The 24806-nt window shown below is 56.2% G+C and carries 19 protein-coding genes; 17 read left to right on the top strand and 2 right to left on the bottom strand.

Annotated elements, in window-relative coordinates; genetic code table 11:
- The first annotated feature begins 216 nt into the window (after positions 1 to 216).
- The 9 genes from RDO88_RS02840 (at position 217) to ccsA (ending at position 11065) form a co-directional block, all read left to right on the top strand.
- Positions 217 to 1176 carry an SPFH domain-containing protein gene (locus tag RDO88_RS02840; RefSeq protein WP_307757918.1) on the top strand — a complete coding sequence of 320 codons (960 nt, stop codon included), beginning with the start codon at positions 217 to 219 and terminating at the stop codon, positions 1174 to 1176.
- A gap of 336 nt (positions 1177 to 1512) precedes the next feature.
- The gene (locus RDO88_RS02835; RefSeq protein WP_307757917.1) at positions 1513 to 2025 is read left to right on the top strand and encodes a hypothetical protein; all 513 of its coding nucleotides are present in this window, start codon (positions 1513 to 1515) and stop codon (positions 2023 to 2025) included.
- Positions 2026 to 2038: 13 nt separating this feature from the next.
- A complete protein-coding gene (locus RDO88_RS02830; protein ID WP_307757916.1) occupies positions 2039 to 3385 on the top strand; it encodes an alpha/beta fold hydrolase in 1347 nt (448 codons plus the stop codon).
- Between the two features lie 36 nt (positions 3386 to 3421).
- A complete protein-coding gene (locus RDO88_RS02825; protein WP_307757915.1) occupies positions 3422 to 3637 on the top strand; it encodes a DNA-binding protein in 216 nt (71 codons plus the stop codon).
- A gap of 26 nt (positions 3638 to 3663) precedes the next feature.
- Complete coding sequence (locus tag RDO88_RS02820; RefSeq protein ID WP_307757914.1) at positions 3664 to 4152, top strand: hypothetical protein; 489 nt, start codon at positions 3664 to 3666, stop codon at positions 4150 to 4152.
- A 111-nt stretch (positions 4153 to 4263) separates the two neighbouring features.
- A complete protein-coding gene (locus RDO88_RS02815; RefSeq protein WP_307757913.1) occupies positions 4264 to 5622 on the top strand; it encodes a hypothetical protein in 1359 nt (452 codons plus the stop codon).
- Positions 5623 to 5771: 149 nt separating this feature from the next.
- Positions 5772 to 7034 (top strand): imelysin family protein, encoded by a 1263-nt coding sequence (locus RDO88_RS02810; protein WP_307757912.1) that lies wholly within the window; start codon positions 5772 to 5774, stop codon positions 7032 to 7034.
- 17 nt (positions 7035 to 7051) lie between these two features.
- Positions 7052 to 8701, top strand: a complete 1650-nt coding sequence (locus RDO88_RS02805; RefSeq protein WP_307758029.1) for a di-heme oxidoredictase family protein — start codon at positions 7052 to 7054, stop codon at positions 8699 to 8701.
- A 141-nt stretch (positions 8702 to 8842) separates the two neighbouring features.
- Complete coding sequence (gene ccsA / locus RDO88_RS02800; RefSeq protein ID WP_307757911.1) at positions 8843 to 11065, top strand: cytochrome c biogenesis protein CcsA; 2223 nt, start codon at positions 8843 to 8845, stop codon at positions 11063 to 11065.
- Between the two features lie 322 nt (positions 11066 to 11387).
- Here the strand turns inward: ccsA and RDO88_RS02795 are convergent, their stop codons facing one another.
- The gene (locus tag RDO88_RS02795) at positions 11388 to 12014 is read right to left on the bottom strand and encodes a LuxR C-terminal-related transcriptional regulator (RefSeq protein ID WP_307757910.1); all 627 of its coding nucleotides are present in this window, start codon (positions 12012 to 12014) and stop codon (positions 11388 to 11390) included.
- Positions 12001 to 12708 (bottom strand): hemerythrin domain-containing protein, encoded by a 708-nt coding sequence (locus RDO88_RS02790; RefSeq protein ID WP_307757909.1) that lies wholly within the window; start codon positions 12706 to 12708, stop codon positions 12001 to 12003. Before RDO88_RS02790 ends, RDO88_RS02795 begins: the two co-directional genes overlap by 14 nt.
- Before the next feature lie 336 nt (positions 12709 to 13044).
- Here RDO88_RS02790 and RDO88_RS02785 point away from each other — a divergent pair, with 336 nt between their 5' ends.
- The 8 genes from RDO88_RS02785 to RDO88_RS02750 all read left to right on the top strand — a co-directional run bounded on the left by RDO88_RS02785 (position 13045) and on the right by RDO88_RS02750 (position 24790).
- Positions 13045 to 13407, top strand: a complete 363-nt coding sequence (locus RDO88_RS02785; RefSeq protein WP_072544500.1) for a BlaI/MecI/CopY family transcriptional regulator — start codon at positions 13045 to 13047, stop codon at positions 13405 to 13407.
- Positions 13404 to 14162 (top strand): redoxin domain-containing protein, encoded by a 759-nt coding sequence (locus RDO88_RS02780; protein ID WP_307757908.1) that lies wholly within the window; start codon positions 13404 to 13406, stop codon positions 14160 to 14162. The genes RDO88_RS02785 and RDO88_RS02780 overlap by 4 nt, the downstream gene beginning before the upstream one ends.
- A 254-nt stretch (positions 14163 to 14416) precedes the next feature.
- Entirely contained in the window at positions 14417 to 16258 is a 1842-nt protein-coding gene (locus RDO88_RS02775) for a redoxin family protein (RefSeq protein WP_307757907.1), read from the top strand.
- Positions 16259 to 16272: 14 nt separating this feature from the next.
- Positions 16273 to 18300 carry a TonB family protein gene (locus RDO88_RS02770; protein ID WP_307757906.1) on the top strand — a complete coding sequence of 676 codons (2028 nt, stop codon included), beginning with the start codon at positions 16273 to 16275 and terminating at the stop codon, positions 18298 to 18300.
- Between the two features lie 2 nt (positions 18301 to 18302).
- A complete protein-coding gene (locus tag RDO88_RS02765) occupies positions 18303 to 19478 on the top strand; it encodes a thioredoxin-like domain-containing protein (RefSeq protein ID WP_307757905.1) in 1176 nt (391 codons plus the stop codon).
- A 45-nt stretch (positions 19479 to 19523) separates the two neighbouring features.
- A complete protein-coding gene (locus RDO88_RS02760) occupies positions 19524 to 20753 on the top strand; it encodes a 6-bladed beta-propeller (protein WP_307757904.1) in 1230 nt (409 codons plus the stop codon).
- A gap of 380 nt (positions 20754 to 21133) precedes the next feature.
- On the top strand, positions 21134 to 22345 hold the full coding sequence (locus tag RDO88_RS02755) for a hypothetical protein (protein ID WP_307757903.1): 1212 nt from the start codon (positions 21134 to 21136) through the stop codon (positions 22343 to 22345).
- 33 nt (positions 22346 to 22378) lie between these two features.
- A complete protein-coding gene (locus RDO88_RS02750) occupies positions 22379 to 24790 on the top strand; it encodes a glycoside hydrolase family 3 N-terminal domain-containing protein (RefSeq protein WP_307757902.1) in 2412 nt (803 codons plus the stop codon).
- Positions 24791 to 24806 lie beyond the last annotated feature (16 nt).

Raw genomic sequence — 24806 nt, 5'->3', positions numbered from 1 at the left:
TTGTCACGCACTTTTTCCAAACCGAATTCAACTAACTGTCATCTGTCATTTGTCATTCTGTCATTGCTGTGACAAATGACAGATGGCAGTTGTCGGCAGCCGGAATGAGACGCCGGTGTATGGACATGGAAGAAAAAACGTCTGAGGCTCTTGCATAATTCAAACGAAATACATATCTTTGCGATATCAAAATGATATCACTTTAAAACAATGCGTATGGAAACAAAGGAAATGAATTTCAAAGGCTTTAAGATGAACGGCTTCCTGGCCCTGTTCCTCTTTCTGTTTGTATGGGCGGCCCTTACGGTGTGGTGCTTCGTGACGGGCGGCGTGCTGCTCTATGTGCTGGGGACGGTGATGTCCGTGCTGTGGATCATCCTGAACTGCGGCTACATGATGCTGGAGCCCAACGAGGCACGGGCCATGGTGTTCTTCGGTCGGTATAAGGGCACGTTCCGCGAGACGGGCTTCTTCTGGGTGAACCCTTTCATGGAGGCCAAGAAGCTGTCGCTGCGTGCGCGCAACCTCGACGTGGAGCCCATCAAGGTGAACGACAAGATTGGTAACCCCGTGCTGATAGGCCTCGTGCTGGTGTGGCGGCTGAAGGATACGTACAAGGCGATGTTCGAAATCGACTCGCAGACCATGGCCAGTGCGGGCACCACGTCGAGCGACGGCAAGGCGGTGAACATGGGCAACGCCGTGGCCAACCGCATGAACGCCTTCGAGAACTTCGTGAAGATTCAGAGCGACGCCGCCCTGCGCCAGGTGGCCGGGCAGTATGCCTACGACGACAACGAGGGCGCCGACGGCGAACTGACCCTCCGCTCGGGTGGTGAGGAAATCAACGACCAGCTGGAGCAGAAGCTCAACGAGCGCCTGGCCATGGCGGGCATCGAGGTGCTGGAAGCCCGCATCAACTACCTGGCCTATGCGCCCGAGATTGCGGCCGTGATGCTGCGCCGCCAGCAGGCGTCGGCCATCATCAGTGCCCGCGAGAAGATTGTCGAAGGGGCCGTGTCGATGGTCCACATGGCGTTGGACAAGCTCTCGAAGGACGAAATCGTGGAGCTGGACGAAGAGAAGAAGGCGGCCATGGTGAGCAATCTGCTCGTGGTGCTCTGTGCCGACGAGGCTGCCCAGCCGGTGGTGAATACGGGGACGCTGAACCATTAATGGCGTGCTCGGACAGGCGAACGGATTCAGACACAAGAACATAGGGAATGTCTCAAAATAGAGGTATCTGCGACGGAAGGGTGTCAAAATAGAAGTATCTTCAACTCTCCTCCTTCCGGAAGGAGGAGTCCCCGATAGGGGGAGGTGGTAGGTGAATGCGTAACGCGTTGATTGATAACCTCTCGCGAAAACCTACCACCCCGCCCGTTGGGCACCCCTCCTTCCGGAAGGAGGGGAGTTGAAAGCCGATACTTTTATGCCTCTTCCGCTTTTAAAGGCAATTGGCCTCTAACTCCTCTAACTCCTTTAACTTCTCTAACTTCTAAAACAAAAGATATGATAGGATTTAATAGTGGAAGTGAAGTAATCTATCAGTGCAGCACCCGCCTGACGGCCGGCTCCGGCATCGGAGTGGGGGTGTTCATCGCGCTGGTGTTTGCCTGGATACTCGGCCGCAACTGGCTGCTGATGGACAAGGGCAACCTCTGGGGCATTGCGGCCTTCATGCTGGTGGGCGTGCTCATCGCCCTGCGGGGCGTCTACCTCTATTGCCGTCCGCGTGTGGAGACGAGGCACATCGTGGTGGGCAACCTGACGCACCGTCTCTACCTGCGCAACAAGCCCCTCTTCGTGCTCTTCACCGGCGGCGTGTATGCGCTGGTGGTGGTAGGGGTGACGCTCGTCTTCGACCTGATAGAGTGGGCGGTGGAAGGCTTCGATGCCGCCGTATGGGCCGACCGTTTCCGCCTGCGCAACCTGATGATTGTGGCGCTGGCCTTTGTGGGCGGCGCGCTGAAGTATTACCTGGATTATTACTATTACAGCCGTTGGCTGAAGAACAATGGATAATTGATAATGGACAATGGATAATTGGAAGATTACGATATGGGCTTTGTTCTTCCTGCTGGGCGGAACCGCCCTGAAGGGATGGGCGCAGGACGACCGTCGGGCGCGTGCGGAGCGCATCTACGAACACCTTGTCGAAGGCCGTGGTGACAGCATCTATGTCGCCCTCAACGACGAGGCGCAGCGCCAGCTCTCGCCCGCCGTGTTTGCCGACACCTGGCGCCAGCTGACGGGCCAGTTCGGCGCGTTGCAGTCGGCCGGAGCCTGGACGCAGGAAGCCGTGCAGGGCGTGGAGCTGTGCCGCCGCGACCTGACCTTCGAACGCTACCGCCTGCGCCTGCTCGTGGGTTTCGACGCCGATGGGCGGCTGAACACCATCCGTGTGGTGCCCGCCCCCGAACCTGCCGGAGCGCCTGCCGTAGCCTTCGACCGCACGCTGATGGAAGAGCGCGACACCGTGGTGGTGACCGACGGCTACCACCTGCCCGCCACGCTGACCCTGCCCCGCCTGAAGGAGGAGGGCCGACGGGTGCCCTGCGTAGTGCTGGTACACGGCTCGGGCCCCAACGACCGCGACGAGACCATAGGCCCCAACAAGCCCTTCCGCGACCTGGCCTGGCTGCTGGCCTACCGCGGCATCGCCACCCTGCGCTACGACAAGCGCACGAAGGTCTACGGCGCCGATTGCGTGCCGCAGGGTCGCCGGCTGGACATGGATGTGGAGACGGTGGACGATGCCCTCTCGGCCGTCCGTCTGGCAGCCGGCCTGCCTCAGGTGGCGGCCGACAGCGTCTTTGTCCTCGGCCACAGCCAGGGCGGCATGATGGCCCCGCGCATCGCCAGGCGTTCGCCTCAGGTGGCAGGCATCATCATCGTGGCCGGACCTGCCCGTCCCTTCGAGGACCTACTGGTGGAGCAGTCGGCATATCTCGCCTCGCTGACCACGCCCAGCGAGCAGACGCGCGCCCAGCTGGACGAGCTGAAGCGGCAGGTGGCCAACGTGAAGCGCCTGGGCACGCCTGCCTTCAGCGACACCATCGCCCTGCCGCTGGGCCTGCCCAAGGGGTATTGGGAATTTCTGCGCGCCTATCGCCCCGTGGAAGTGGCCGCAAGCTTGGATTGCCCCCTGCTGGTGCTTCAGGGCGAGCGCGACTATCAGGTCACCATGCAGGACTACGGCCTGTGGCTCATGGGCCTGCTCGCCCGCCCCAAGGCGCAGCTCAAGTCCTACCCCGCGCTGAACCACCTGTTGCAGGAAGGCAAGGGCAAGTCCACCCCGCTGGAGTATAACGAGGCGCGCCCCGTACCCTCCTGCGTGGCCGACGACGTGGCCGGCTTCATCCGCGGCAGGGATGTGCGTTGATTGTTGTTTGTCTGGTAAAAATACGTATAGAGAAAAGTGGCAACGAAGAAAGAAAATACAACCAAGAGTTTTGTCCTGCGCGTGGACGCCGCTACGATGGATGCCATCGAGAAGTGGGCGGCCGACGAGTTCCGCAGCACCAACGGCCAGCTCCAGTGGATCATCAACGAGGCCCTGCGCAAGAGCGGGCGGCTGAAGAAGGCGAAGAAGGGCGGCGCGGCGAAGAATGAAGAGGGCGATGACTCCCTCTGACTCCTATTAACTTTAAAGAAATAAATATGATACGAATCAAGTCTTTCAATCTGTTTGGCGTGAACCTGGGTCCTTTCTCGGCCCACGATTGTCCCGATGTACATTTCCGCCCCGCCGTCGTAGATTGGGTGGTGGAAGGCGTGGCCCTGCTTCTGGTTGTGCTGGGCTGGGTGGGTGTGCTTTGGCAGTATACCTCGCAGGGCGGACAGGCGGATGGCAATATGTGGGTATCGGCCCTCCTGTCGACGCTCGTGTTCGCGCTGATGGTGACGGGTGCCCGCCTGCCTGTGCGTTTCATCCGCTTCCCTGTGCGCGTGAATGTCCGCAACGTGGGGCAGCAGTACGTGTGCGTGGTGCGCCTCCTGCGGGCGTTCAATGTGTGCATCAGCCTGCTCTTTGCTGTCGGCCCCTGGGCCGACCACCATCTGTGGGCACGCATCGCCTGCCTGGCCGCGCTGGTGCTGATGGCCCTCTCCCTGGCCGTCTATTACGTTGTGGCCCTGCGGCTGAAGTAATATACCTAAAACTACCTATTTTCCTCCCTACAATACCCGCTTTTGGGTATTGCCCCCCTTTGAGTGCCCCCGTACCTTTGCACCAACAAAAAATTATAAAAAATAAGGGAAATGAAACAAAAGGTATGGGGCCTTTCATTGGGCCTGATGCTCTGTACAGGAGCACTTTACGCCGACGAGGGAACAACCTCTCAACGGCAGGAGCCCGACGGACGGGCCAAGCTGGCAAGTATCGAAGCCGTACAAAAAACCGACGCCGAAGCCGCTCCGCGCAAACGGCGATTCACCATCGGCGGCTATGGGGAAGCCGTCTACAGCTACAATTTTTATAGTGACAACTACCTGCGCTACGACAGCCCGCAGAACTACAAGGACGACACGCACGGACGCTTCGACCTGCCCCACGTAGTCATCATGCTGGGTTACGACTTCGGCAAGGGCTGGACCATGGGTACCGAAATCGAGTTCGAACATGGCGGCACGGAGAGTGCCGTCGAGATTGAGGAACACGAAGGCGGCGAATACGAAAGCGAAGTGGAGCGTGGCGGTGAAGTGGCCCTCGAGCAGTTTTGGATTCAGAAGTCCTTCTGTCCCCAGTTCAACATCAAGCTGGGCCACATGGTGGTGCCCGTCGGCATGACCAATGCCCACCACCTGCCCACCGAGTTCTTCGGTGTCTATCGACCCGAGGGTGAGAACACCATCCTGCCCTGCACGTGGCACGAGACGGGTATCAGCCTTTGGGGCCGTGCCGGGCAGTGGCGCTACGAGGCCATGCTTCTGGCGGGTCTCGACTCCGACCGCTTCGGCAGCAAGGAATGGGTGAAAGGTGGAGCGGGCAGCCCCTACGAATTCAAGATAGCCAATGCCATGGCAGGTGCCTTCCGCGTGGACAACTATTCGGTAAAAGGCCTGCGCCTCTCGCTCAGCGGCTATGCGGGCAACTCCTTCAGCAACACCCTGAAGAAGGCCACCAACGCCGTTTACGACGATGTGAAGGGAACGGTACTCATCGGCGCGTTCGACTTCTGCTACGACGCCCACAACTGGGTGGCGCGCGGCTCGTTCGACTATGGCCACCTGTCCGACGCCGACCTCATCACCCGCTACAACCAGAGCTTCTCCAAGGATTCTCCCTCGCCCAAGCAGCCCGTGGCCTCGAGTGCCATTGCCACAGGTGTGGAGGTGGGTTACGACTTCCTTTCCCTCAACCCCAGACGTACCGACAAGGAGCAGCGCCTCTACCTCTTCGGCCGCTACGAGTACTACGACTCCATGTACAAGACTGCCAAGGCCGTGACCCACTACGAGGAGTATGGCCGCCAGCGTCTGGCCGTGGGCGTCAACTACTATCCGCTGAAGGAAGTCGTGCTCAAGGGCGAATATTCCATCGGCCTCCTCAAAAGCAAGTTCAACAACGAGCCTGCCGTGTCGGTAGGTGTGGCCTATGCGGGCTTCTTCAACTTGTAATAGCTCACCACAGATGGCTCAGATTGACACAGAACTTTCTTGATTTTCAGATTGTCAGGTCGATGAATCTGTGATAATCCGTGTAATCTGTGGTGAAGATCTGATTTTACTTGAATACATTCCATAATAACCAAAAAACATAAGACACAATGAAAACGTTTCTGAAATTCCCGCTCTGTCTGGCTCTGGGAGCCATGATGGGCATGAGTATGACATCTTGTAGTGACAACGATGACCCTACCGACGGAACCGAGCTTTCGGCTCAGGAGAAGGCCTTGAAGGAAGTGGTGGCCGACTTTGCCGATAAGACCGTGATTCCTTCGTATCAAGGCATGGCCGACGCCGCCATGAGCCTTCACAGCTTGTGTATCGACATCCGCACGAAGAAGCAGGCTGGCACGCTGACCACCGCCGACGTGGAGGCCGCCTGCGAGGCCTGGAAGCTGGCGCGCGACTATTGGGAGAAGAGTGAGGCTTGGCTGTTTGGCCCGGCAGGCGACTACAACGTAGACCCCCACATCGACTCCTGGCCGCTGGACAAGACGGGTATGGATGCTCTGCTGAACAACCCCGCCCAAATGGCGCAGATGGACGACGAAGGCAACTATGTGGGCAATTACCTGGGTTATGCCCTGCAAGGCTTCCATGCCATCGAGTACCTGCTCTTCGAGCTGACCAACACCAATGCCAGCGGCAACGCTACAGCCAATTCTACCAGCGTAGCCCACAACCTGAACTATACCACTGAAGAACTGAACTACCTCGTGGGGCTGGCAGGCGACCTGCGCAACCAGTGCATCCTGCTGGAGGCCTGCTGGGCAGGAACTGAGAATGTATCGGCCGAGAAGCAGCAGATTCTGACCGACACCGAACTGGACAAGGGCAAGAACTTCGGCGATAACATCAAGAATGCAGGCGCGGCAGGCAGTGAGTACAAGAACTACCTCGACGTGGTGTACGACATGATAACGGCCGGCATACAGAACATTGCCAACGAGGTGGGCAACATCAAGATTGGTAACCCCACGGGCAAGGGACTTCCCTCGGGCGGTATGGAGTACGACCCCAGCTACATCGAGTCGCCCTACAGCCTGAATTCCATCCGCGACTTCCAAGGCAATGTCATCAGCATCCGCAATGCCTATCAGGGCTCGCCCTCGGTGGACGGTACCATCCAGACGGCCACCCACACCCTGAGCACCTACGTCGCTACGCTCAATGCCGATCTGGACACTCGTGTGAAGGCCGCCATCCAAGACGCCTACGACAAGATAAGCCTGATGGGCGAACCCTTTGCCTACACCTGTGGTGCGGCCGAGTACGATAAAATCAATCAGGATGCCATCGATGCCTGCAATGTGATGAACGATATCTTCGACGAGGTGAAGACGTTGTTGCAGGCCAACCATTAAAGAAAGAAAAGTCAATGATGAAAAAGACCTGTTTTTATGTAATCCTTGGAGCCGCTCTGAGCCTGACGGCCTGTAGCGACGACGACGTGAAGGGCGACAACCCTTCGTCCGAGACGCCCGCTGAGCTGCCCGACTGGTACTACACGGGCGGCGAACTGGGCACTACCTCCAACTCTACCTCGACGGCCTTCGAAGACCCTACGGCCGTGGTCGAGGCCGACGCCACCATGAACGCCGCCTTCAACCGTGGCGAGCAGTTCTTCGAGAAACCTTTCACGGCCAACTTCGACGGCATGCGCCATGGCCTGGGGCCGCTCTACATCCGAACCTCGTGCATGCATTGCCATCCTGGCTACGGGCATGGCAAGAGCCAAAACAACGGCACGTTCAACACCAACGAGATAGGAAACGGCTATCTGCTGGTGGTTTACAACCCCGAGACCGAGGCCTATGTGCCCTGGCTGGCAGGCATGCCGCAAACTCATGCCGTGGCCCCCTTCAAGGCGCCGCTCGACGAGTCGCAGATTACCATCACCTGGCACGAATATACCGACGCCTTCGGCAACAAGTTCCCCGACGGCGAGACCTACCAGCTGCGCTACCCCGAAGTGGACATCCCCAGGAGTGCCATTTACGTGGCCAACCGCGGCTACGACGTGGGCGACTACGAGGTGCGTCTGGAGTCCACCATCGGCATCTATGGCACGGGCCTGCTCGATGCCATCAGCGACGAGGACCTGAAGGCTGAATACGCCAAGCAGGAGCAGGACGGCTATTTCAAGCTCAACGAAGCCATCTTCAAGAACGGAGAGTGGGTGAAGCAATATGCCAATACGGCGCAAGGCGGAGACGGTACCCTCTATCCGTTCCGTTATACCTACGCCTTGAGCCGTGGCCCCTTGCAGGACGCGGCAGGTGCCAATGCCTTCTGGAACATTACCAACGCCACGCGCAGCGACCGCCGCTTCCATTACCTCGACGCGGCAGGCTCCTACGCCCAATATGCTTCGCAGGACCCCGACATTCAGGCGGGCTTTCCCAGCTACATCGCCAAGGTGTCCACACCCGAGGAACACCCTGAATGGTTCACGGAAAACGTGGCGGACAACATCTACAACTACCTGACCTCGAAGACGCTGCCCGTCGAGGTGAGCGACCAGGACTACATCGACCTCATGGTGTGGCATCGGGGCCTGGCCGTGCCCGCCGCCCGCAACGTGGACGACGAGGACGTGCTCCGCGGCAAGGAACTCTTCTCGGAGATAGGTTGCGCCTACTGCCACAAACCCACCTGGACGACGGGCGACGACGAGATACGCGACCCCGCCCGCTTCTTCACAGGCGACAAGGCCAGGCAACTGCCCCGCTATCCGCATCAGAAGATTTGGCCCTACACCGACATGGTGCAGCACAAGCTCCACATGGTGAACGACATCCGCACTGGTTGGTGCCGCACCACGCCGCTCTGGGGGCGCGGCCTGCATCAGCGTTGCACAGGGGCCGAGTATGCCGACCGCCTGCACGACTGCCGTGCGCGCACCACGATGGAAGCCATCATGTGGCACGGCACCAGCGAGCAGAGCGATGCCTACTACACCGTCCAGAAGTTCCGCGAGCTTTCGAAAGAGGACCGCGAGGCGGTGGTGAAGTTCATCGACTCCATCTGATGGCTTGCCGATAAAAAGATGTAAGAACACTACAGATAGCATTGCTTTGCACAGAACTTTTTAAAACATGGAGTTCGTATGTGTAAAGCAGTGCTTTTTGTGGTGTAAAGCACTGCTTTTCCCTATAAACTCTTTTCTGGTATGAAAATCTTGCGAAACCTTTCCTTCGGCCTGTTGGGCCTGCTTGTCTGTGTATTGATGGCCGCCACGTGTGTGGAGAAGGTGTGGGGCACTCCCTTGGTCGTGCGCCACGTCTATGGCTCGCCTTGGTTCGTGGCCTGCTGGGCGCTGATGTCCGTTGCGGGTATCGGTTATCTGTGGCGCCGTCGGGTGCAGAAGCGTCGGGCGACTTTTTTGTTTCACCTCTCCTTGGCGCTCATTCTGCTGGGTGCGCTGGTCACCCACGTGTGGGGCGTGCAGGGGCGCGTGCACCTGCGGCAGGGCGAGGAGGTGGAGGCCTTTGCAACGTCCGAGGGGCGGACGGCGGCCTTCCCCTTCCGCCTCTCGCTGGAGGAGTTCAGGGTGGAGTATTATGCGGGCACATCGGCGCCGAAAGACTTCGTGAGCCGCTTCACGCTGGCCTCAGGCGATGAAGTGCATCAGGGCGAGGTGTCCATGAACCGCATCTTCCGCCATGAGGGCTACCGCTTCTATCAGTCGGGCTACGACTCCGACGGGCAGGGCGTCACCTTGTCCGTGGCCTGCGACCCTTGGGGCATCAGCCTCACCTATGCGGGCTATGTCCTTCTGTTGCTTTCGGCCCTGGCCTTCTTCCTTGAGCCTCAGAGCGGGTTCCGACGCCTGCTTCGCCACCCCTCGCTTCGGGCGGCGGGCGTGGCAGGCCTGCTGCTGGCCGCGCCCTTCGTACGGGCGGCCGAAGACCTGCCGCGCACCTTGCCGCGCGAGACGGCTGCTTGCTTCGGCCGGCTCTATGTCTACTACAACGACCGCGTCTGCCCCCTGCAGACGCTGGCCAAGGACTTCACCATGAAGCTCTGTGGCAAGCCCACGTATCGGGGCCTCACAGCCGAGCAGGTGCTGACGGGTTGGTTCTTCTACTACGACGACTGGAAGCGCGAGCCGTGCATCCGCGTGAAGAGTGCCGACGTGCGCCGCCTGCTGGGGGTGGAGGGGGGCTATGCCTCGTTGCAGGACTTCTTCGGCCCTGATGGCTACCGACTCGATGCCGAAGCCTTGGCCGACGCTTCCATGGCCGACGCGAAGGCCGTGGGCGAGGCCAACGAGAAGTTCAGCCTGGTGAGCAGCGTGGCGACGGGGGCGGCGTGGCGCATTTTTCCCTATATGCCCCCGTCGTCGGCCGATGCTTCCCGCTTGGAGTGGCTCTCCCTGGCCGACCGCCTGCCGCGCGACATGCCCCTCGAAGAAGGCACTTTCGTGCGTGGGGCGATGAACTACGTGGCCGAACAGGTGGCGCGCAAGCACTTTACGGAGGTGGAGCGGCTGGTGGGCAAGATACGTCGCTACCAGCAGCGCGAGGGTGGGGCGTTGTTGCCCTCTGACCTCCGCTTTGGTGCCGAGAGGGTCTATAACCAGGTGAACGACAGCTTTTCGCTGGCCGTGGCCTCTGTCGTGCTGGGATTGTTCTCCTTTGTTTATTCTGTCCGCTGCCTGATGCTTCGTCGGCAGGAGAGGCGAGGGGTAAGTCGTGTGTCGCTGGTCGTGATGGGCCTGATGGCCTGTTGGCTGGCAGGCCTGATGGCGCTTCGCGGCCTGGTGAGTGGTCACCTGCCCATGTCCAACGGGCACGAGACGATGCACCTGCTGGCCCTTTGTGCCACCCTGCTCACCCTCGTCTTCCATCGCCGTCTGCCCCTGGCGCTCCCTTTGGGCTTCCTGGTGTGTGGGTTGGCGTTGGTGGTGTCCATGCTGGGCGAGCGCAATCCGCAGGTGGGCCAACTGATGCCTGTCCTTGCCTCGCCCCTGCTCAGTGTGCATGTGGCGGTCATCATGGTGGCCTACGCCCTGCTGGCCTTCGTCATGCTCAATGGGGTGGCGGCACTGGTTCTGCTTGCTTCGTGCAGGGAGTGTGAAGCTCAGGTGGAGCGCCTTCAGGTGGTGAGCCGCCTGCTGCTCTATCCGGCCGTCTTCCTGCTGGCCGTGGGCATCTTCATCGGCGCCGTGTGGGCCAATGTGTCGTGGGACCGCTACTGGGGATGGGACCCCAAGGAAGTGTGGGCGCTGGTCACGATGCTTGTCTATGCCCTGGCGCTCCATCCTGCTTCGTTGCCCTGCTTCCGCCGTCCGTTGTTCTTCCACGTGTTCAGTGTGGTGGCTTTCCTCTGCGTGCTGGTTACCTACTTCGGCGTCAATTTCCTGCTGGGAGGCATGCACAGCTACGCTTGATGAATGGAGAATGGAAAATTGAGAATAATCGTCCTCAATACCTACTGCCTGATGTTTCGTACCCGAAAATACCTACTTCAAGCGATTGCACCGTCCGCCGCGATGCATTACCTTTGCACCATCAGATTTGAATGAATTAGTTAGTCATAATTACGTAACCACTTTTAGAAAGGTAAAAAGATTCCCGCCCTCCGATGCGATATCGTGGGGCGGGAATTTCCTTGTTTGTCCACCACAGATTACACAGATTGGCACAGATTTCTAAAAAGAAATATCTCTGAAATCTGCGCCAATCTGCGTAATCTGTGGTAAAAAATGAGCTTTACAGCTTCTCCTTGATATCGCTCAGCTCCACCAGCTTGTTGACGATGGCATAGATGGTGAGGCCGGCGGGCGAGTGTATCTGCAGCTTGCGCGCGATGTTGCGGCGGTGGGTGATGACGGTGTGGATGCTCAGGAAGAGCTTGTCGGCAATGGCCTTGTTCGTCATGCCCTTCACGACGCAGGTCACGATTTCCTTCTCGCGCTGGCTCAGCGTGTCCGATTCGTTGTCCTTCTCCTCCTCTTCCTCCTCGTCGCCACGGAGCAGGCCGTTCAGCTTGGCGGCGATGATGTCGAGGTCGTCGCAGATGGAGAAGCGCTCGTCGTACTCCTTCAGCACGTTGTTGTTCGTTACCGATGAGATGAGGGCGATATACTTCACACCCGTCAGGCGGGGATGTTCGGCCTTGAAGGCGGGCAGGTTGAACCATCCGTCGAACGAAGGATTGATGATGACCATGTCCGGCTGGTGCAGGTGGGCGTAGTGGCTCAGTGCCTCGACCGAGTTCACCTCGATGGGATGGATGTCGAGGTTGGGGATGCGTTTCAATACGGCCGATACGCCACTGCGGATGATGATGGACGCTTCGGCCACGACTATCTTCAACGACTGGTTATTGGTGCTCATCTTTCAATCTCCTTTCCATCTGCGCCACGGCGGGCACAAACATGTAGTCCTCCACCTGGCAGTGCGACGCCAGGTCCTGCTCGCAATTGAAGATGTCGAACAGGACGGCGTTCAGCAGGTTGTTGTTCTCTTTCTCGGGGTAATACTTGATGATGATGTTCTTCAGTTCCGTCAGCTTGCTGTCTATCTGGTTGTGGTGGCTGGCGAAGGTGGCGATGTCGTAGGTGTCGGACAGGCGGCCTTGCAACAGCCCGTCCACGTAGGTGAAGACGGCCTGGTTCTCGTACTCCATGTGGCGGCGCACCTCCTTGGCATATTCGTCGAAGAACTTCAGGATGAGGAAGGCCACATCGTTGGTACCCGAGCAGTCGATGGCCTCGATGAGCTTGCGTCGGATGGCAGGCAGGTTGAAGTCGAGGAAGTACGCGTGCGCCCGCTTCAGGTAGTCCATCAGGGCGGTGAGCGAGAAGTCGTCCTCCTCGCCGCTGTACGTGTAGGGTTCGTGGCTGATGAAGTTGGCTACGGCCAGAAAGGTCTTGTAGTCCACCCCCTGTGTCTGGCAGACGTCCTTCACCGAACGGTCGCCGAAGCCCAGCGACAAGCCGAAGCGGCTCATCACCATCAGTAGGGAGTAATTGTCGCAGATGAGGTCGCTCATCTTGTCCGTGGCGCGGTATTTATGCGGTTCGTTCATGGGCGTAAATGCTTGTTACTGTTATAACTGCCTTAGGGCAGCGGTTGTTCTTTTCTCGGCCGCAAATTAACGATTTTTTGGCGGACGGCACAATCCCCATTTGTAGGTATTTCGTGGGTTGACCACAGATTACACAGATTGCCACAGATTTTTTAGATACCAGATTGTCAAGACTGGATAATCTGTGAAAATCCGCGTAATCTGTGGTGAGAAAGTTAGCCTCCTTCCCTTCTTTCAAGCAAACTAAATCTTTTAGTTCTTATTAACGAGAAAAATTAGTTTATGAACTAAATTCTTTCGTTATTTGCGGATGGAAGAGCTAAAAACTGAGAAAATATGAAAGGACTGACCGCTAAAGAAGAAGAAATCATGGGCTTTTTCTGGGAAAAAGGCCCGCTGTTCGTGAAGGAGATGCTGGCTTTCTACGACGAGCCGAAGCCGCATTTCAATACCCTGTCCACCATTGTGCGTGGGCTCGAGGAGAAAGGCTATCTGTCGCACAAGGCCTATGGCAATACCTATCAATATTATGCCACCGTCAGTCGCGACGACTTCAGCCGCCGCACCCTGCGGAGCGTCATCAGCAAGTATTTCAACAATTCCTACCTGGGCGCCGTGTCGTCTCTGGTGAAGGAGGAGGACATTTCGCTGAAGGAACTGAAGGAACTGATACAGAAAGTAGAGGAGGGACGGTTATGAGCAAGCGTATTCTTATGATGATGTGGCTGTTGTGCAGCCTGACCGTAGCTGTCTGGGGGCAGTCGGACGGGAAAAAGGAACCGAAGCTGCTGGTGGACAGCTGCTTCTTTGCGGAAATGCCTTCGGAGTTGCAGGGAGCTTCCTATCGGATGTCCTTCCTGAAGGGCGACGACGGGCGGATGCTGTTGCTGGTGACTGGCATCAAGCTGAGCGAGAAGTCGAAAGAATATGCCATTCCCCTGTCCGAAGTGAAGGATGCCGACTATTGGCTGGAGAAGGCGAAGGAAAACAAGCAGTTCCTGTCCATCATAGATCGTACTCCCAAGTTGGCCTTGAAGGAGGGCGAGCGCATCAAGCCCTTCAGCGTGCAGGCCACGGACGGCACCCGCTGGACCGACAGTAACACGCAGGGGCGTCCGCTGGTGTTGAACTTCTGGTACACAGGTTGCGGCCCTTGTATCCGCGAGATGCCCGAGCTGAATGGGTGGATGGACACCTGCCCCGACGTGAACTACCTGGCCGTCACCTGGAATACGCCCGAACAGATCAAGAAGATTGTGGAGCGTCGTGGCTTCCGCTTCCATCAGGTGGCAGGCGACTCTGTGCTGTGGAAGATGTTCGGCGTGCAGCAGACACCTACTACCGTAGTGCTGGATAAGCAGGGCGTGGTGCGCAAGCTGGTGATAGGTACCAGCCAGCAGAAGCGCGACGAGCTGCTGGAGGCTATCCGGCAGGTGTCGGGCGAGAAACAATGATAAGTTAAACTTGTAGGAGTTAAAGGAGTTAAAAGGAGTTATCGCCCACTATGGTGGGCTTAGAAGTTAAAGCCAATAGACGAGAAAATGAAGAATGTAGAATTTCTACGACTCATTAATCATTAACCATTTACTATTACGAAACTACCGGCTTTAACTTCTAACAGAGCAAAGCGAAGTGATAACTTCTATAAGTTCTTAACTTCCAAGGAAATATTATATGCGAAACTTAAATAATTTAATACAGAATCCGTATGAAAAAGATATTATTGGTAATGTTGTCCTTGCTGTGCTGGCTGAGTGGGTACGCACAACTGAAGGTGGTGGAGAAACCTTACTTCCTGGGCGGGGAGACAAGGCTGGAAGTGAACCGTGTATCTCTCTATGATGACCGTACGGTGGTCGACGTAGACTATTATGCCGGAGCCATGGGTGATGCAATCAGGTTGTCGCCTTCGGCTACCTTGTCGGCCGGAGGCAAGCAATATGCCTTGAAGAAGGCTGAAGGCATTTCTACCACGGAGGATTTGGAGGTAGCCGTTAACGGGAAGGTCAGCATGCAGTGGACATTCGAACCACTTCCGCTCGATGTCGCCACATTCGATTTTCAGGAAAATGTGGACAGGGGCTGGAAACTGCTTCAGATACATTTGGACGGCAAAAAGCCCGAAATCGTTGTGCCCGAACGTTTGGTCAATCATCGGCCCGACTATGACCGCCCTCTGCCGGCGGCCGAGCCTGCCTTTGGAAAGTTCCGCATCACCGTCCGTTTCCTGGGCAAGGTGTCGCCGGGCAGCATCCGTTATGGTTTGAGCGAATGGGGCGCGCAGTCGTTCCTGCCTATTTCAGTCGAAGAGAAGGATGGCGTTTGTGTGATAGACGACTACTTGACCCATCCAGGGTTGAAGTCGTTCTACGTGGGCAGGCGGAAGTTCTCGGTCTTCGTGGTGCCGGGCAGCGAGGTGACGATGACCGTCAACTATCACGCCATGCAGATGGCGGGTACGCATCTCTTTGGCGAAGAGTACAAGAACGTGCAGAAAGTATGGTTCGAAGGTGATTACGACGGGCTGAACACTGCCTTGGCCAACAGCCCTTACAGCCTGGATGCGACCGATGAGCTGGACGACATCGGTACAATGTCGGTGGATGAACTGAAAGAAAAGATATTGGCCTATTACGATCGGGTGGAACGATGGCTGGAGAACGATGCTTCGTTCAGTGCCTCAGTGAAGAGACTGCTGCACTTGGAGTTGCAGGCCCTGACATTCAGCAATGTTTCCTCTGCCAAGTACACCATAGGTTTTGCTCTGCGGGTCAAAGGACAGAAGCGGGGCAACCTGGTAGAAGGGCCTGGCTTCCGCGACGAAATCATGGCGCTTGACTCGCTCCGCTCACCGGCCATGATGATGACTACGCGCTATTCGAGCATTGTGTCGGCCTTGAGTGAGGCTCACGACCCTGCCGCAGACCACCCCTGGTGCAAGGATATGGAAAGCACGGCCTTGAACGAGATGGCGCGCTGCTACCTGGGACGTATGGCTCCGCTGCCCGATACGTTGCTGGCCAAGGTGGACAGCCTGCAGACGCCTGCCATCCGCGAATATGTTCTGACCAAACACCACGAATACGCAGAGGCTCTGAAAAAGTCTGCCAATGAAGGCGACGGTTACACCATTGCTACGCTGGACGCTTCCGTCAGAGGCGACAGCCTGCTGCCGGCCATTGCTGCCCGTCACAAGGGACGTGTGGTGTTGATAGACTTCTGGGCCACGTGGTGCGGTCCGTGCCGTCAGGCCATGAAGAGCATGCAGCCGATGAAGGAGGAACTGAAGGGTAAGGAGGTGGATTTTGTGTTCGTGACCGACGAAACCTCTCCGCAGGTGTTATGGAAGAAGATGATTCCCGACATTCATGGCGAGCATTATTATCTGACCAACGCACAGAATGCCGACCTGTTGAAGAAATATCAGTTCACAGGCATCCCCGCCTACTTGATATTGGACAGGGAAGGCCGCGTGGTGTACCAACATGTAGGTTTCCCAGGCACGGAGGTTATGAAGCAGGAGTTGGAAAAAGCATTAGGAACGTTTTAAATTGACAAATGAATATGGGAACCTTTTTAGTTTATATACTCAAGTCTGCTGCCTGCCTGGCGGTGTTCTATCTGTTCTACAAGTTGCTGATGAGCCGCGACACGTTTCATCGCTTCAATCGCTTTGCCCTGCTGGGGTTGCTGGTGCTCTCGTCCGTACTGCCGCTGGTGGAAGTCAGCGTGAACCGTCCCGCTCCTGTACACGAGACGATGCTCACGTTGGAACAGCTCCTCCTGCTGGCCGATGTGCAGGCGGAGGGCGAGGTCGTGTCCCAACCCACTACGGCCCTGTGGGTGCGCGTGGCTCTGCTGGTCTATCTGGTGGGCATTGTCTTCTTTGCCGTGCGTAACCTGTGGTCGCTGGGGCGGTTGGCTGTCTTGCTTCGTCGGGGCCGCTTGGAGCGGTTGGCCGATTGGTTGCCGGGCAGGGCGGAGAATGTAAGGCTGGTGGTGCACGATTGTGACATCGCTCCCTTCAGCTGGATGCGCTGTATTGTCCTCTCGCGCAAGGATTTGGAAGAGAACGGCCGCGAGATACTCATTCACGAGCTGGCACACATCCGCAACCATCATTCATTGGACCTGCTGCTGGCCGACCTCTGCATCTTCGTACAATGGTTCAATCCCGCCGCGTGGCTCCTGAAGCAGGAATTGCAGACCATCCACGAGTACGAGGCCGACGAAACCGTACTGCGCGAGGGCGTGGATGCAAAGAAATATCAGATGTTATTGATAAAAAAAGCTGTCGGCACAAGGCTCTACTCTATGGCCAACAGCTTTAATCACAGTTCACTTAAAAAACGTATCACTATGATGTTAAAAGAAAAGTCCAATCCGTGGGCGCGGGTAAAGTACCTCTACGTACTCCCGCTGGCGGCACTGGCCGTGTCGGCCTTTGCCCGTCCCGAAGTGTCGGCTGTAGCCGACGAGCTTTCAAGCGCCAAAGTTAATGATTTGGTGGCAAGTATGAAAACAAATCAGGCAGAAACTGCCTCCGTAGTGGTGAAAGACACCCTGACACCCGACGAATCCGTCTTCGAGGTGGTAGAGCAGATGCCTGAGTTCCCTGGTGGCTATAAGGAGATGATGAAGTATATTGAGCAGAACATGCGCTATCCCGAAGAGGCCAAGAAGGCAGGCACGCAGGGGCGTGTGGTTGTTCAGTTTCTGGTTAATAAGAATGGCGCAATCAGCGATGTGAGTGTATTGCACAGTGTTGACCGCCTGCTCGATGCCGAGGCCGTCCGTCTCGTTCGCTCCATGCCTAAGTGGAAGCCTGGCATGCAGAAGGGGAAGGCGGTGACGGTAAAATATACCATCCCCATGATGTTCAGACTGACTGAGGCCGGCGGGAAAGACGCCCCCAAAAGCCAGCCCCTTATTATAAAGGGGACAAGCACTGCCGACTATGTGGACATGCTGATACTGGTGGACGGACGGGAAGTAACCCCTGAAATCCTCGGGGCTCTCAATCCCGAGCGCATCCAATCCTTCATTATTCTGAAAGAACCGGCTGATGTGGCTAAATATACGACAGACAAGAGCAAGAAAGCCGTGATGCTGGTCACGCTGAAGAAGGAAGGGCCGAAGGCTTTGGCAGGCACTGTATCCACCATCCGCGTGTTGGACAACGCGTCGAAGGCGCAGGTGGTAATTGACGACAAGCTGGTGGATGAAGCCACTTTCAAGTCTTTGTCGCCCGACCAGTTTGAGTCTGTTACCGTGTTGAAGCCCGAAGAGGCTGTTGCAATCTATGGCGAGGCTGGCAAGAACGGTGTCATTGTTATCCGTACCAAAGCGGCTGCCAGCACGAAGGACGGCGAACTGAAGGTCAGCGGGCGGGTGATGGATACGCAGGGCGAGCCTGTCATCGGCGCCTATATCACAATTGAAGGTACGACTCGAGGCTCCGTGAGTGATGTGGACGGTAAATTCACGCTCACGGCTCCCAACGGCACCATGCTCAAGGTGGGCTATGTCGGCATGAAGGAAGCCCGTCTCAAGGCTTCGCCTATTCTGGTAGTGAAGCTGGAGAAAGAATGAGTATGGCTATGATGAAATACATGGCATGGCTGCTCGTTTGGTTTGTTTGCTGTGGAACCGTTTGGGGAGCTTCCCCTTCCGATGGGAAATTCGTCATCCGTTGGAACTTGAAGAACATGCCCGACAGTGTGAAGGGGGTACTTTATGATTTCAATCCCCGCATGGGCGCCGGCAAAACCATTGCTGAGTTTCCCTTACAGGACGGACTGATGGTCTATGAAGATACGATTTCCCGCCCTCGACATCTGAGGTTTTTCGGTTGGGGAAAAGGTTTTCCCAACTGGGTACTCGACTTGTGGGTGGAGCCTGGCGGTTGGATTGACTTTCAAGGTGAGGACAAGTGGTTGAACCGATGGACGGTAACGACCAATGTCGGCCTGCAGAAAGACATGTTGGGTTATGAGGCCTGCGTTGCCGCTGAGGTAGAAGAAATCCTTCGTCTGGACGAAGAAACCGAGCGGTGGGATAGCTTGTCTTCGAAACGATTGCGTGAGCTGAACAACCGTATTGTCAGCAAGGGACTTTCCTACCTGAAGACGATATCCGTAACAGAAGCTTGGTTGGACAAGTTTCTGGAAATCGCCTGGTATGCCACAGGCCAACAAGACTTCTTGGCCTCCTGCCGTCCCGACTTCCAGCAGCTCTATGCCCGTCTCCCCCTCGATTGGCAGAATACGGAGAGGGGAAAACTGATGGAATCGTATGCTTTTCCCGCTCCTACGGTGGATGAAGGTGACGAGATGGTGGACGGACTTCTTTATGACGCTGACGGCAGAAAGCATCACTTGTCCGAACTGAAAGGACGCTACATTCTGCTCGACTTTTGGAGCGTGGCTTGCGGTCCTTGTCGCATGGCAGAGCCGGAACTGAAGGAGATAGCCGAAATCTATGCGGACCAGCTGGTGTTGGTAGGCATTTGTACCGACAACAAAGAGCGGTGGATTACTTTTTTGGCCGGACACGAGATGCCCGGCCACCAGTGGAACGAACTGAAAACTGGCGGGTGGACGCTTGCGTCGCGTTACAAAATGAGCGGCATCCCTTATTTTGTACTGATAGCTCCCGATGGGAAGATACTGGAGATATGGAAAGGCTATCGGAAGGGAGTCTTGAAGAAGAAGTTGGAGAAAAGGGTATCTGTTGAGATGGTTCAAACTGAAAAAGCCCCTGAGCTTTGAACCTGAGTAAATAATTGTGGGGCTGTTTTTTTTAAAATAGGTATCATGAAAACTTATGTATGGGTATTGTACGCCGGTTTGTTGCTTTGTTCCTGTGGGGCAAACGGTTCAAACAAGCAGAACAATGGGGAAAACGCTTCTGCCGAACAGACTCAGGAAACAAAGAAGGAACAAGGGTTGGCAACGCTGGATGTCACCAAGGATTATCCTGAAAAGACAATCGTTTTGCAGGATCTGGCCGATGTGAAATACATTCCCCTTGAAACGAAGAAGAATGCTTTGCTGACCAATTCTAGTGCTATGCTGGGTTATGTTTCCGACAGCCTGATTGTGGCATATACATTGGAGGAGGAGATTATCCTCTTTAATGGAGACGGCAGTGTGCGTTCCAGCTTCTGTCATGCCGGACAGGGCAGTAAAGAATATCAGTCTATCAACGGAATAGTTGTGGATCCCCAAGCACAGGAAATATTTGTCGAGGATTATCTGCTGAGGTATCGGATGCAGGTGTATTCGTTTACAGGACAGTATAAGCGTACGTTGCCCATCCCATTCAAGATGGCTCTGGGTAGCATTCTGGATTTTTCTGCTGATTGTCTGTTGGTGTGCGACAGGGATGTTGACCAGCAGGGTATTTCCAATCTGGCGAAACCATATATGTTGCTTTCCAAAAAGACCGGAAAGATCGTGAAGGAACTGGACATTCATTTTACCAAACGTATATCCAATCGTCTGTCCAAACCTCTCGGCGAGAATCGGAGTATTTCAGCTGCTTTGGCTTATGATCCCATTATCCGCTGTGAGGATAGTTATGTGATCGGTGATTTGTCGGCGGATACAATCTATACCTATACTCCCCAAGGTGTACTTTCGCCGATGCTGGTACGTACGCCGCCGGTACTCTCCATGGAAACTCCCAAAGTGATCTGTCCGGACTTTAAGACGGGCTCTTACTTTTTCTTTGACCTGGTGGATTTTGAATTCGATTTTGAGACCCGCACGGGATTCTCTTCCCAATCTATGGTTTATGATTATGCAGCCGGAAGGCCGTATGTATGCAAACTCGTCAATCGGGACTGCGAGGAACTGTCATGCGGGCTGGGTGGCGGAAGCCATACAAATACGGTTTGGAACACGACCTGTTATCTGATTCCCAGCAGTGATCTGGTAGAACAGTCGGAAGCAGGCAACGTACATGGCCCGCTGAAGGAGATTGCCGCCACCCGAGCCGAGGATGACAACCCTGTGCTGGCGATTGTACGGTTTAAAGATTGAGTTTATTTTGACAAGAGGTCTCAGAATAGAAGAGTGTAATCAAAACGTAATGTCATCCTGAACGTAGTGAAGGATCTCAATACACGAGCTGCTGTTTTTGAGATTCTTCACTACGTTCGGAATGACAAAATGTTAGAACTTCTCTATTTGGGGACAGTCTCTCGTGCTTTTCTCGATTTGTCCTATTGGGGGATAAGATAGGTTGCGGCTCGGGATAAAAAATAGCTGAAAGGAGTTTCAATATTTTGTTCTCCGCTCACCTTTGCGTTTCTTTTGATAAGATAGGATGCGTCTCGGTATAAAAAATCAAGTAAACTTGTTTTTTCTACTCTCGACTTTCCGTATCTTTGTCCTCCGTGAACGTAAACGGAGGCTTTAAAATGAAAAACATCCTGCTTTTGACTGCTCTGCTGGCCGCTTGGCTGACACCTGCGCTGGCCTGTACCTCGGTCGTTGTGTCCGGACGGGCGACACCTGACGGACGCCCCCTGTTGTGGAAGCATCGCGATACCGATTTTTTGAAGAACCACGTGGAGTATGTCCGCGGCGAGAAGTACGACTTCATTGCCGTGGTCAATAGCGAAGACTTCCACCTGAAGCGTGAGGCGTGGATCGGTACCAATTCGGCAGGCTTCGCGCTGATGAATACGCAGAGCTACAACCTCGTGGACGTGGAGGACGGCGAGGAGCGGGGCGAGGCCAACGGCCGCGTCATCTATCGAGCGCTCGAAGTCTGTGCCACGGTGGACGACTTCCGCCACTTCCTCGACACCCTTGCCAAGCCCAGCCGCATAGAGGCCAATTTCGGCGCGATAGATGCGCAGGGCGGGGCCATGATGTTCGAGGTAGATTACTATACCTATAAGATATACGATGCCAATGACCCTGCAACGGCCCCCGATGGCTATGTGGCCCGCACCAACTTCTCCGTGTCTGGACAGTATGGGCCGGGAGCAGGCGTGGTGCGCTACAAGGAGGCCGAGCGCGTGCTTCCGCCTCTGGCACGTGCGCAGGCCCTCACGCCCCAGCGTATCTTTGGCGACCTGTCGCGCTCCTTCCACAATTGCCTGTTGGGCATCGACCTGCGCCAGCCGCCCTTCACGGGAGCGGAGGCTTCGGGCTGGTTTGCCGACCAGGACTTCATCCCTCGCAGCAGCACTTCCTGTTCGGTTGTGGTGCAGGGCGTGAAGAAGGGCGAGGCTTCCGAGCTGACAACGATGTGGACCTTGCTGGGCTATCCGCCTACAGGTGTGGCCGTGCCTCTGTGGGTAGACGAGGCCTTGCCCCAGATGGTGGCGATGGACCAGTCGCTGGGTACTTCACCTCTGTCTGCCGCCTCCCTGCGTCTGAAGGACAACGTGTTTTCCCTGAAGTGGGGCATGGGTAGCGACCGCTATCTGCACTGGTCCCTGCTCTACAATGCGGAGGGCAACGGCTACATGCAGCGTCTGGCTCCCCTTGAGGAAAAGAATTTCCGCCTGACAGAGCCTGTATTGGAAGGCTGGCGTCGCAAGGGTCGGGTGGACAGGCAAGAGATGCAGGCGCTTTACCGCAAGCTGGACAGGGCAGAGTTGTGGAAGTGTTACGAGTAATCAAAACAATCATATAGAGAAAGAGAAAATAACATGAAGAACAAACGAACGATGCTGGCGGCATTGCTGGGCCTGTGTGTGGCCCTCCCCCAGCAGGCACAGAACAAGTCCATCTACCACAAGGGGTGGATCGATTTCAACAAGAATGGCGTGAAAGATGTCTACGAGGACCCCACGCAACCGGTGGACAAGCGGGTGGACGACCTGCTCCGCCAGATGAACATCAACGAAAAAACCTGCCAGCTGGCTACACTCTACGGGTATGGGCGCGTACTGAAAGACTCCCTTCCCACGGAGCGGTGGAAGACGGAGGTGTGGAAGGACGGTATTGCCAACATCGACGAGATGCTCAACGGTGTGGGCGGCAAGGCGCGCCGCGTGGAGCAGATGCTCTATCCCTTCAGTAACCATGCCGAAGCCATCAACCGCGTGCAGCGCTGGTTTGTGGAAGAGACGAGACTGGGTATCCCTGTGGATTTCAGCAACGAAGGCATTCATGGCCTGAATCACACCAAGGCGACGCCTCTGCCAGCGCCGATAGCCATCGGCAGCACTTGGAACCGCGAACTGGTACATCAGGCAGGTACCATCGCTGGGCAGGAAGCGCGGGCCTTGGGCTATACCAATGTCTATGCCCCCATCCTCGACGTGGTGCGCGATCCCCGTTGGGGCCGCACGCTGGAGTGCTACGGCGAAGACCCTTATCTGATTGCTTCGCTGGGTGCGGAGATGGTGAAGGGTATCCAGTCGCAGGGTGTGGCTTCGACGCTGAAACATTATGCGGTCTATAGTGTACCCAAAGGCGGACGCGATGGTAATTGCCGTACCGATCCGCATGTGGCGCCGCGCGAGTTGCACCAGCTTTATCTTTATCCTTTCAAGAAAGTCATTCAGGAGGCTCATCCGATGGGCGTCATGAGCAGTTACAACGACTGGGACGGTGTGCCCGTGACGGCCAGTTACTATTTCCTCACTGAACTGTTGCGCGAGGAATATGGCTTCGACGGCTATGTGGTGAGCGACAGCGAGGCGGTGGAGTATGTCCAGACCAAGCATCGTGTGGCCGATACCTATGACGAGGCTGTGCGCCAGGTGCTCGAAGCAGGTCTGAACGTGCGTACCCACTTCACGAAGCCGGCCGATTTTATCCTGCCCATCCGCCGTCTGCTGGAGCAGAAGAAGATTTCGATGGCTACCATCGACAAGCGTGTGGCCGAAGTGCTGCGCGTCAAGTTCCGTCTGGGCCTCTTCGACCGTCCGTATGTGGAGGACACGAAAGCTTCGGACAAGGTAGGTGGTGTGGACCGCAACATGGACTTCGTCAAGCAGATACAGCAACAGTCGCTTGTCTTGCTGAAGAATGAAGACAACCTTCTTCCGCTGAATCGTCAGCAGGTGCGCAAAGTGCTTGTTACCGGTCCGTTGGCAGCCGAGAGCAACTTTATGGAAAGCCGTTACGGTCCCAATCGTTTGGAGAAGGTGACCGTGCTCGACGGTCTCCGCACCTATCTGAAAGGCAGTGCCGAGGTGGTCTACGCCAAGGGATGCGACATCGTGGACAAGGGTTGGCCTGCCACTGAGATTCTGCCCACTCCGTTGACCGATGAAGAGAAGTCCTGCATGGCCGAGGCTGTTCAGAAGGCTGCCGATTGTGATGTCATTGTCGCCGTATTGGGCGAGGACGAATACCGTACGGGCGAAAGTCGTTCGCGCACCTCGCTCGACTTGCCGGGACGTCAGCAGCAATTGCTCGAGGCCCTCCATGCTACAGGCAAGCCTGTCGTGCTGGTACTCATCAACGGCCAGCCGCTCACCATCAACTGGGCCGACAAGCATATCCCTGCCATTCTGGAAACTTGGTTCCCCAGCTGTCAGGGCGGAACGGTGATTGCCGAGACCCTTTTCGGCGAGCACAATCCGGGCGGCAAGCTCACGGTGACCTTTCCCAAGAGTGTGGGACAGATTGAACTGAACTTCCCCTTCAAGCCGGGTTCTCATGGCAGTCAGCCCCAGTCCGGTCCCAATGGTTCGGGCTCTACGCGTGTGTTGGGTGAGCTTTATCCCTTCGGTTATGGCTTAAGTTATACCACCTTTGTCTATTCCGACCTCGAAGTGACACCGCTCGAGCAGTCCACGCAAGGAGACTATACCATCCGCCTGAAGGTGACCAACACAGGCAAGCGGGCGGGCGACGAAGTGGTACAGCTCTACGTACGCGACAAGGTGAGCAGCGTCATCACCTACGATTCGCAGCTCCGTGGTTTCGAACGTGTCTCTCTGCAACCGGGCGAAACGAAAGAAGTCACCTTCCGTCTTACCCCTGAAGACCTGCAACTGCTGGACCGTAACATGCGTTGGATGGTAGAGCCGGGTGAATTCGAGTTCATGGTAGGTGCATCGAGCAAAGATATCCGTCTGAAGCAGACGGTGCGGGCATTGCCTTGATAAGTATGTACAGGTA

The sequence above is a fragment of the uncultured Mediterranea sp. genome, from assembly GCF_902493215.1.
GTDB lineage: Bacteria > Bacteroidota > Bacteroidia > Bacteroidales > Bacteroidaceae > Bacteroides.
The sequence above is the reverse complement of the archived record's forward strand: the minus strand, read 5'-3'. Positions and strand labels throughout refer to the sequence as shown.

Excerpts from the sequence above, each read along its gene's own strand:
- RDO88_RS02815 (WP_307757913.1), top strand. The coding sequence starts at position 4,264 with ATGAAACAAAAGGTATGGGGCCTTTCATTGGGCCTGATGCTCTGTACA.
- RDO88_RS02820 (WP_307757914.1), top strand. The coding sequence starts at position 3,664 with ATGATACGAATCAAGTCTTTCAATCTGTTTGGCGTGAACCTGGGTCCT.
- ccsA (WP_307757911.1), top strand. The coding sequence starts at position 8,843 with ATGAAAATCTTGCGAAACCTTTCCTTCGGCCTGTTGGGCCTGCTTGTC.
- RDO88_RS02835 (WP_307757917.1), top strand. The coding sequence starts at position 1,513 with ATGATAGGATTTAATAGTGGAAGTGAAGTAATCTATCAGTGCAGCACC.
- RDO88_RS02810 (WP_307757912.1), top strand. The coding sequence starts at position 5,772 with ATGAAAACGTTTCTGAAATTCCCGCTCTGTCTGGCTCTGGGAGCCATG.
- RDO88_RS02805 (WP_307758029.1), top strand. The coding sequence starts at position 7,052 with ATGAAAAAGACCTGTTTTTATGTAATCCTTGGAGCCGCTCTGAGCCTG.
- RDO88_RS02760 (WP_307757904.1), top strand. The coding sequence starts at position 19,524 with ATGAAAACTTATGTATGGGTATTGTACGCCGGTTTGTTGCTTTGTTCC.
- RDO88_RS02765 (WP_307757905.1), top strand. The coding sequence starts at position 18,303 with ATGGCTATGATGAAATACATGGCATGGCTGCTCGTTTGGTTTGTTTGC.
- RDO88_RS02780 (WP_307757908.1), top strand. The coding sequence starts at position 13,404 with ATGAGCAAGCGTATTCTTATGATGATGTGGCTGTTGTGCAGCCTGACC.
- RDO88_RS02795 (WP_307757910.1), bottom strand. The coding sequence starts at position 12,014 with ATGAGCACCAATAACCAGTCGTTGAAGATAGTCGTGGCCGAAGCGTCC.
- RDO88_RS02830 (WP_307757916.1), top strand. The coding sequence starts at position 2,039 with ATGGATAATTGGAAGATTACGATATGGGCTTTGTTCTTCCTGCTGGGC.
- RDO88_RS02770 (WP_307757906.1), top strand. The coding sequence starts at position 16,273 with ATGGGAACCTTTTTAGTTTATATACTCAAGTCTGCTGCCTGCCTGGCG.
- RDO88_RS02755 (WP_307757903.1), top strand. The coding sequence starts at position 21,134 with ATGAAAAACATCCTGCTTTTGACTGCTCTGCTGGCCGCTTGGCTGACA.
- RDO88_RS02785 (WP_072544500.1), top strand. The coding sequence starts at position 13,045 with ATGAAAGGACTGACCGCTAAAGAAGAAGAAATCATGGGCTTTTTCTGG.
- RDO88_RS02840 (WP_307757918.1), top strand. The coding sequence starts at position 217 with ATGGAAACAAAGGAAATGAATTTCAAAGGCTTTAAGATGAACGGCTTC.
- RDO88_RS02775 (WP_307757907.1), top strand. The coding sequence starts at position 14,417 with ATGAAAAAGATATTATTGGTAATGTTGTCCTTGCTGTGCTGGCTGAGT.
- RDO88_RS02790 (WP_307757909.1), bottom strand. The coding sequence starts at position 12,708 with ATGAACGAACCGCATAAATACCGCGCCACGGACAAGATGAGCGACCTC.
- RDO88_RS02750 (WP_307757902.1), top strand. The coding sequence starts at position 22,379 with ATGAAGAACAAACGAACGATGCTGGCGGCATTGCTGGGCCTGTGTGTG.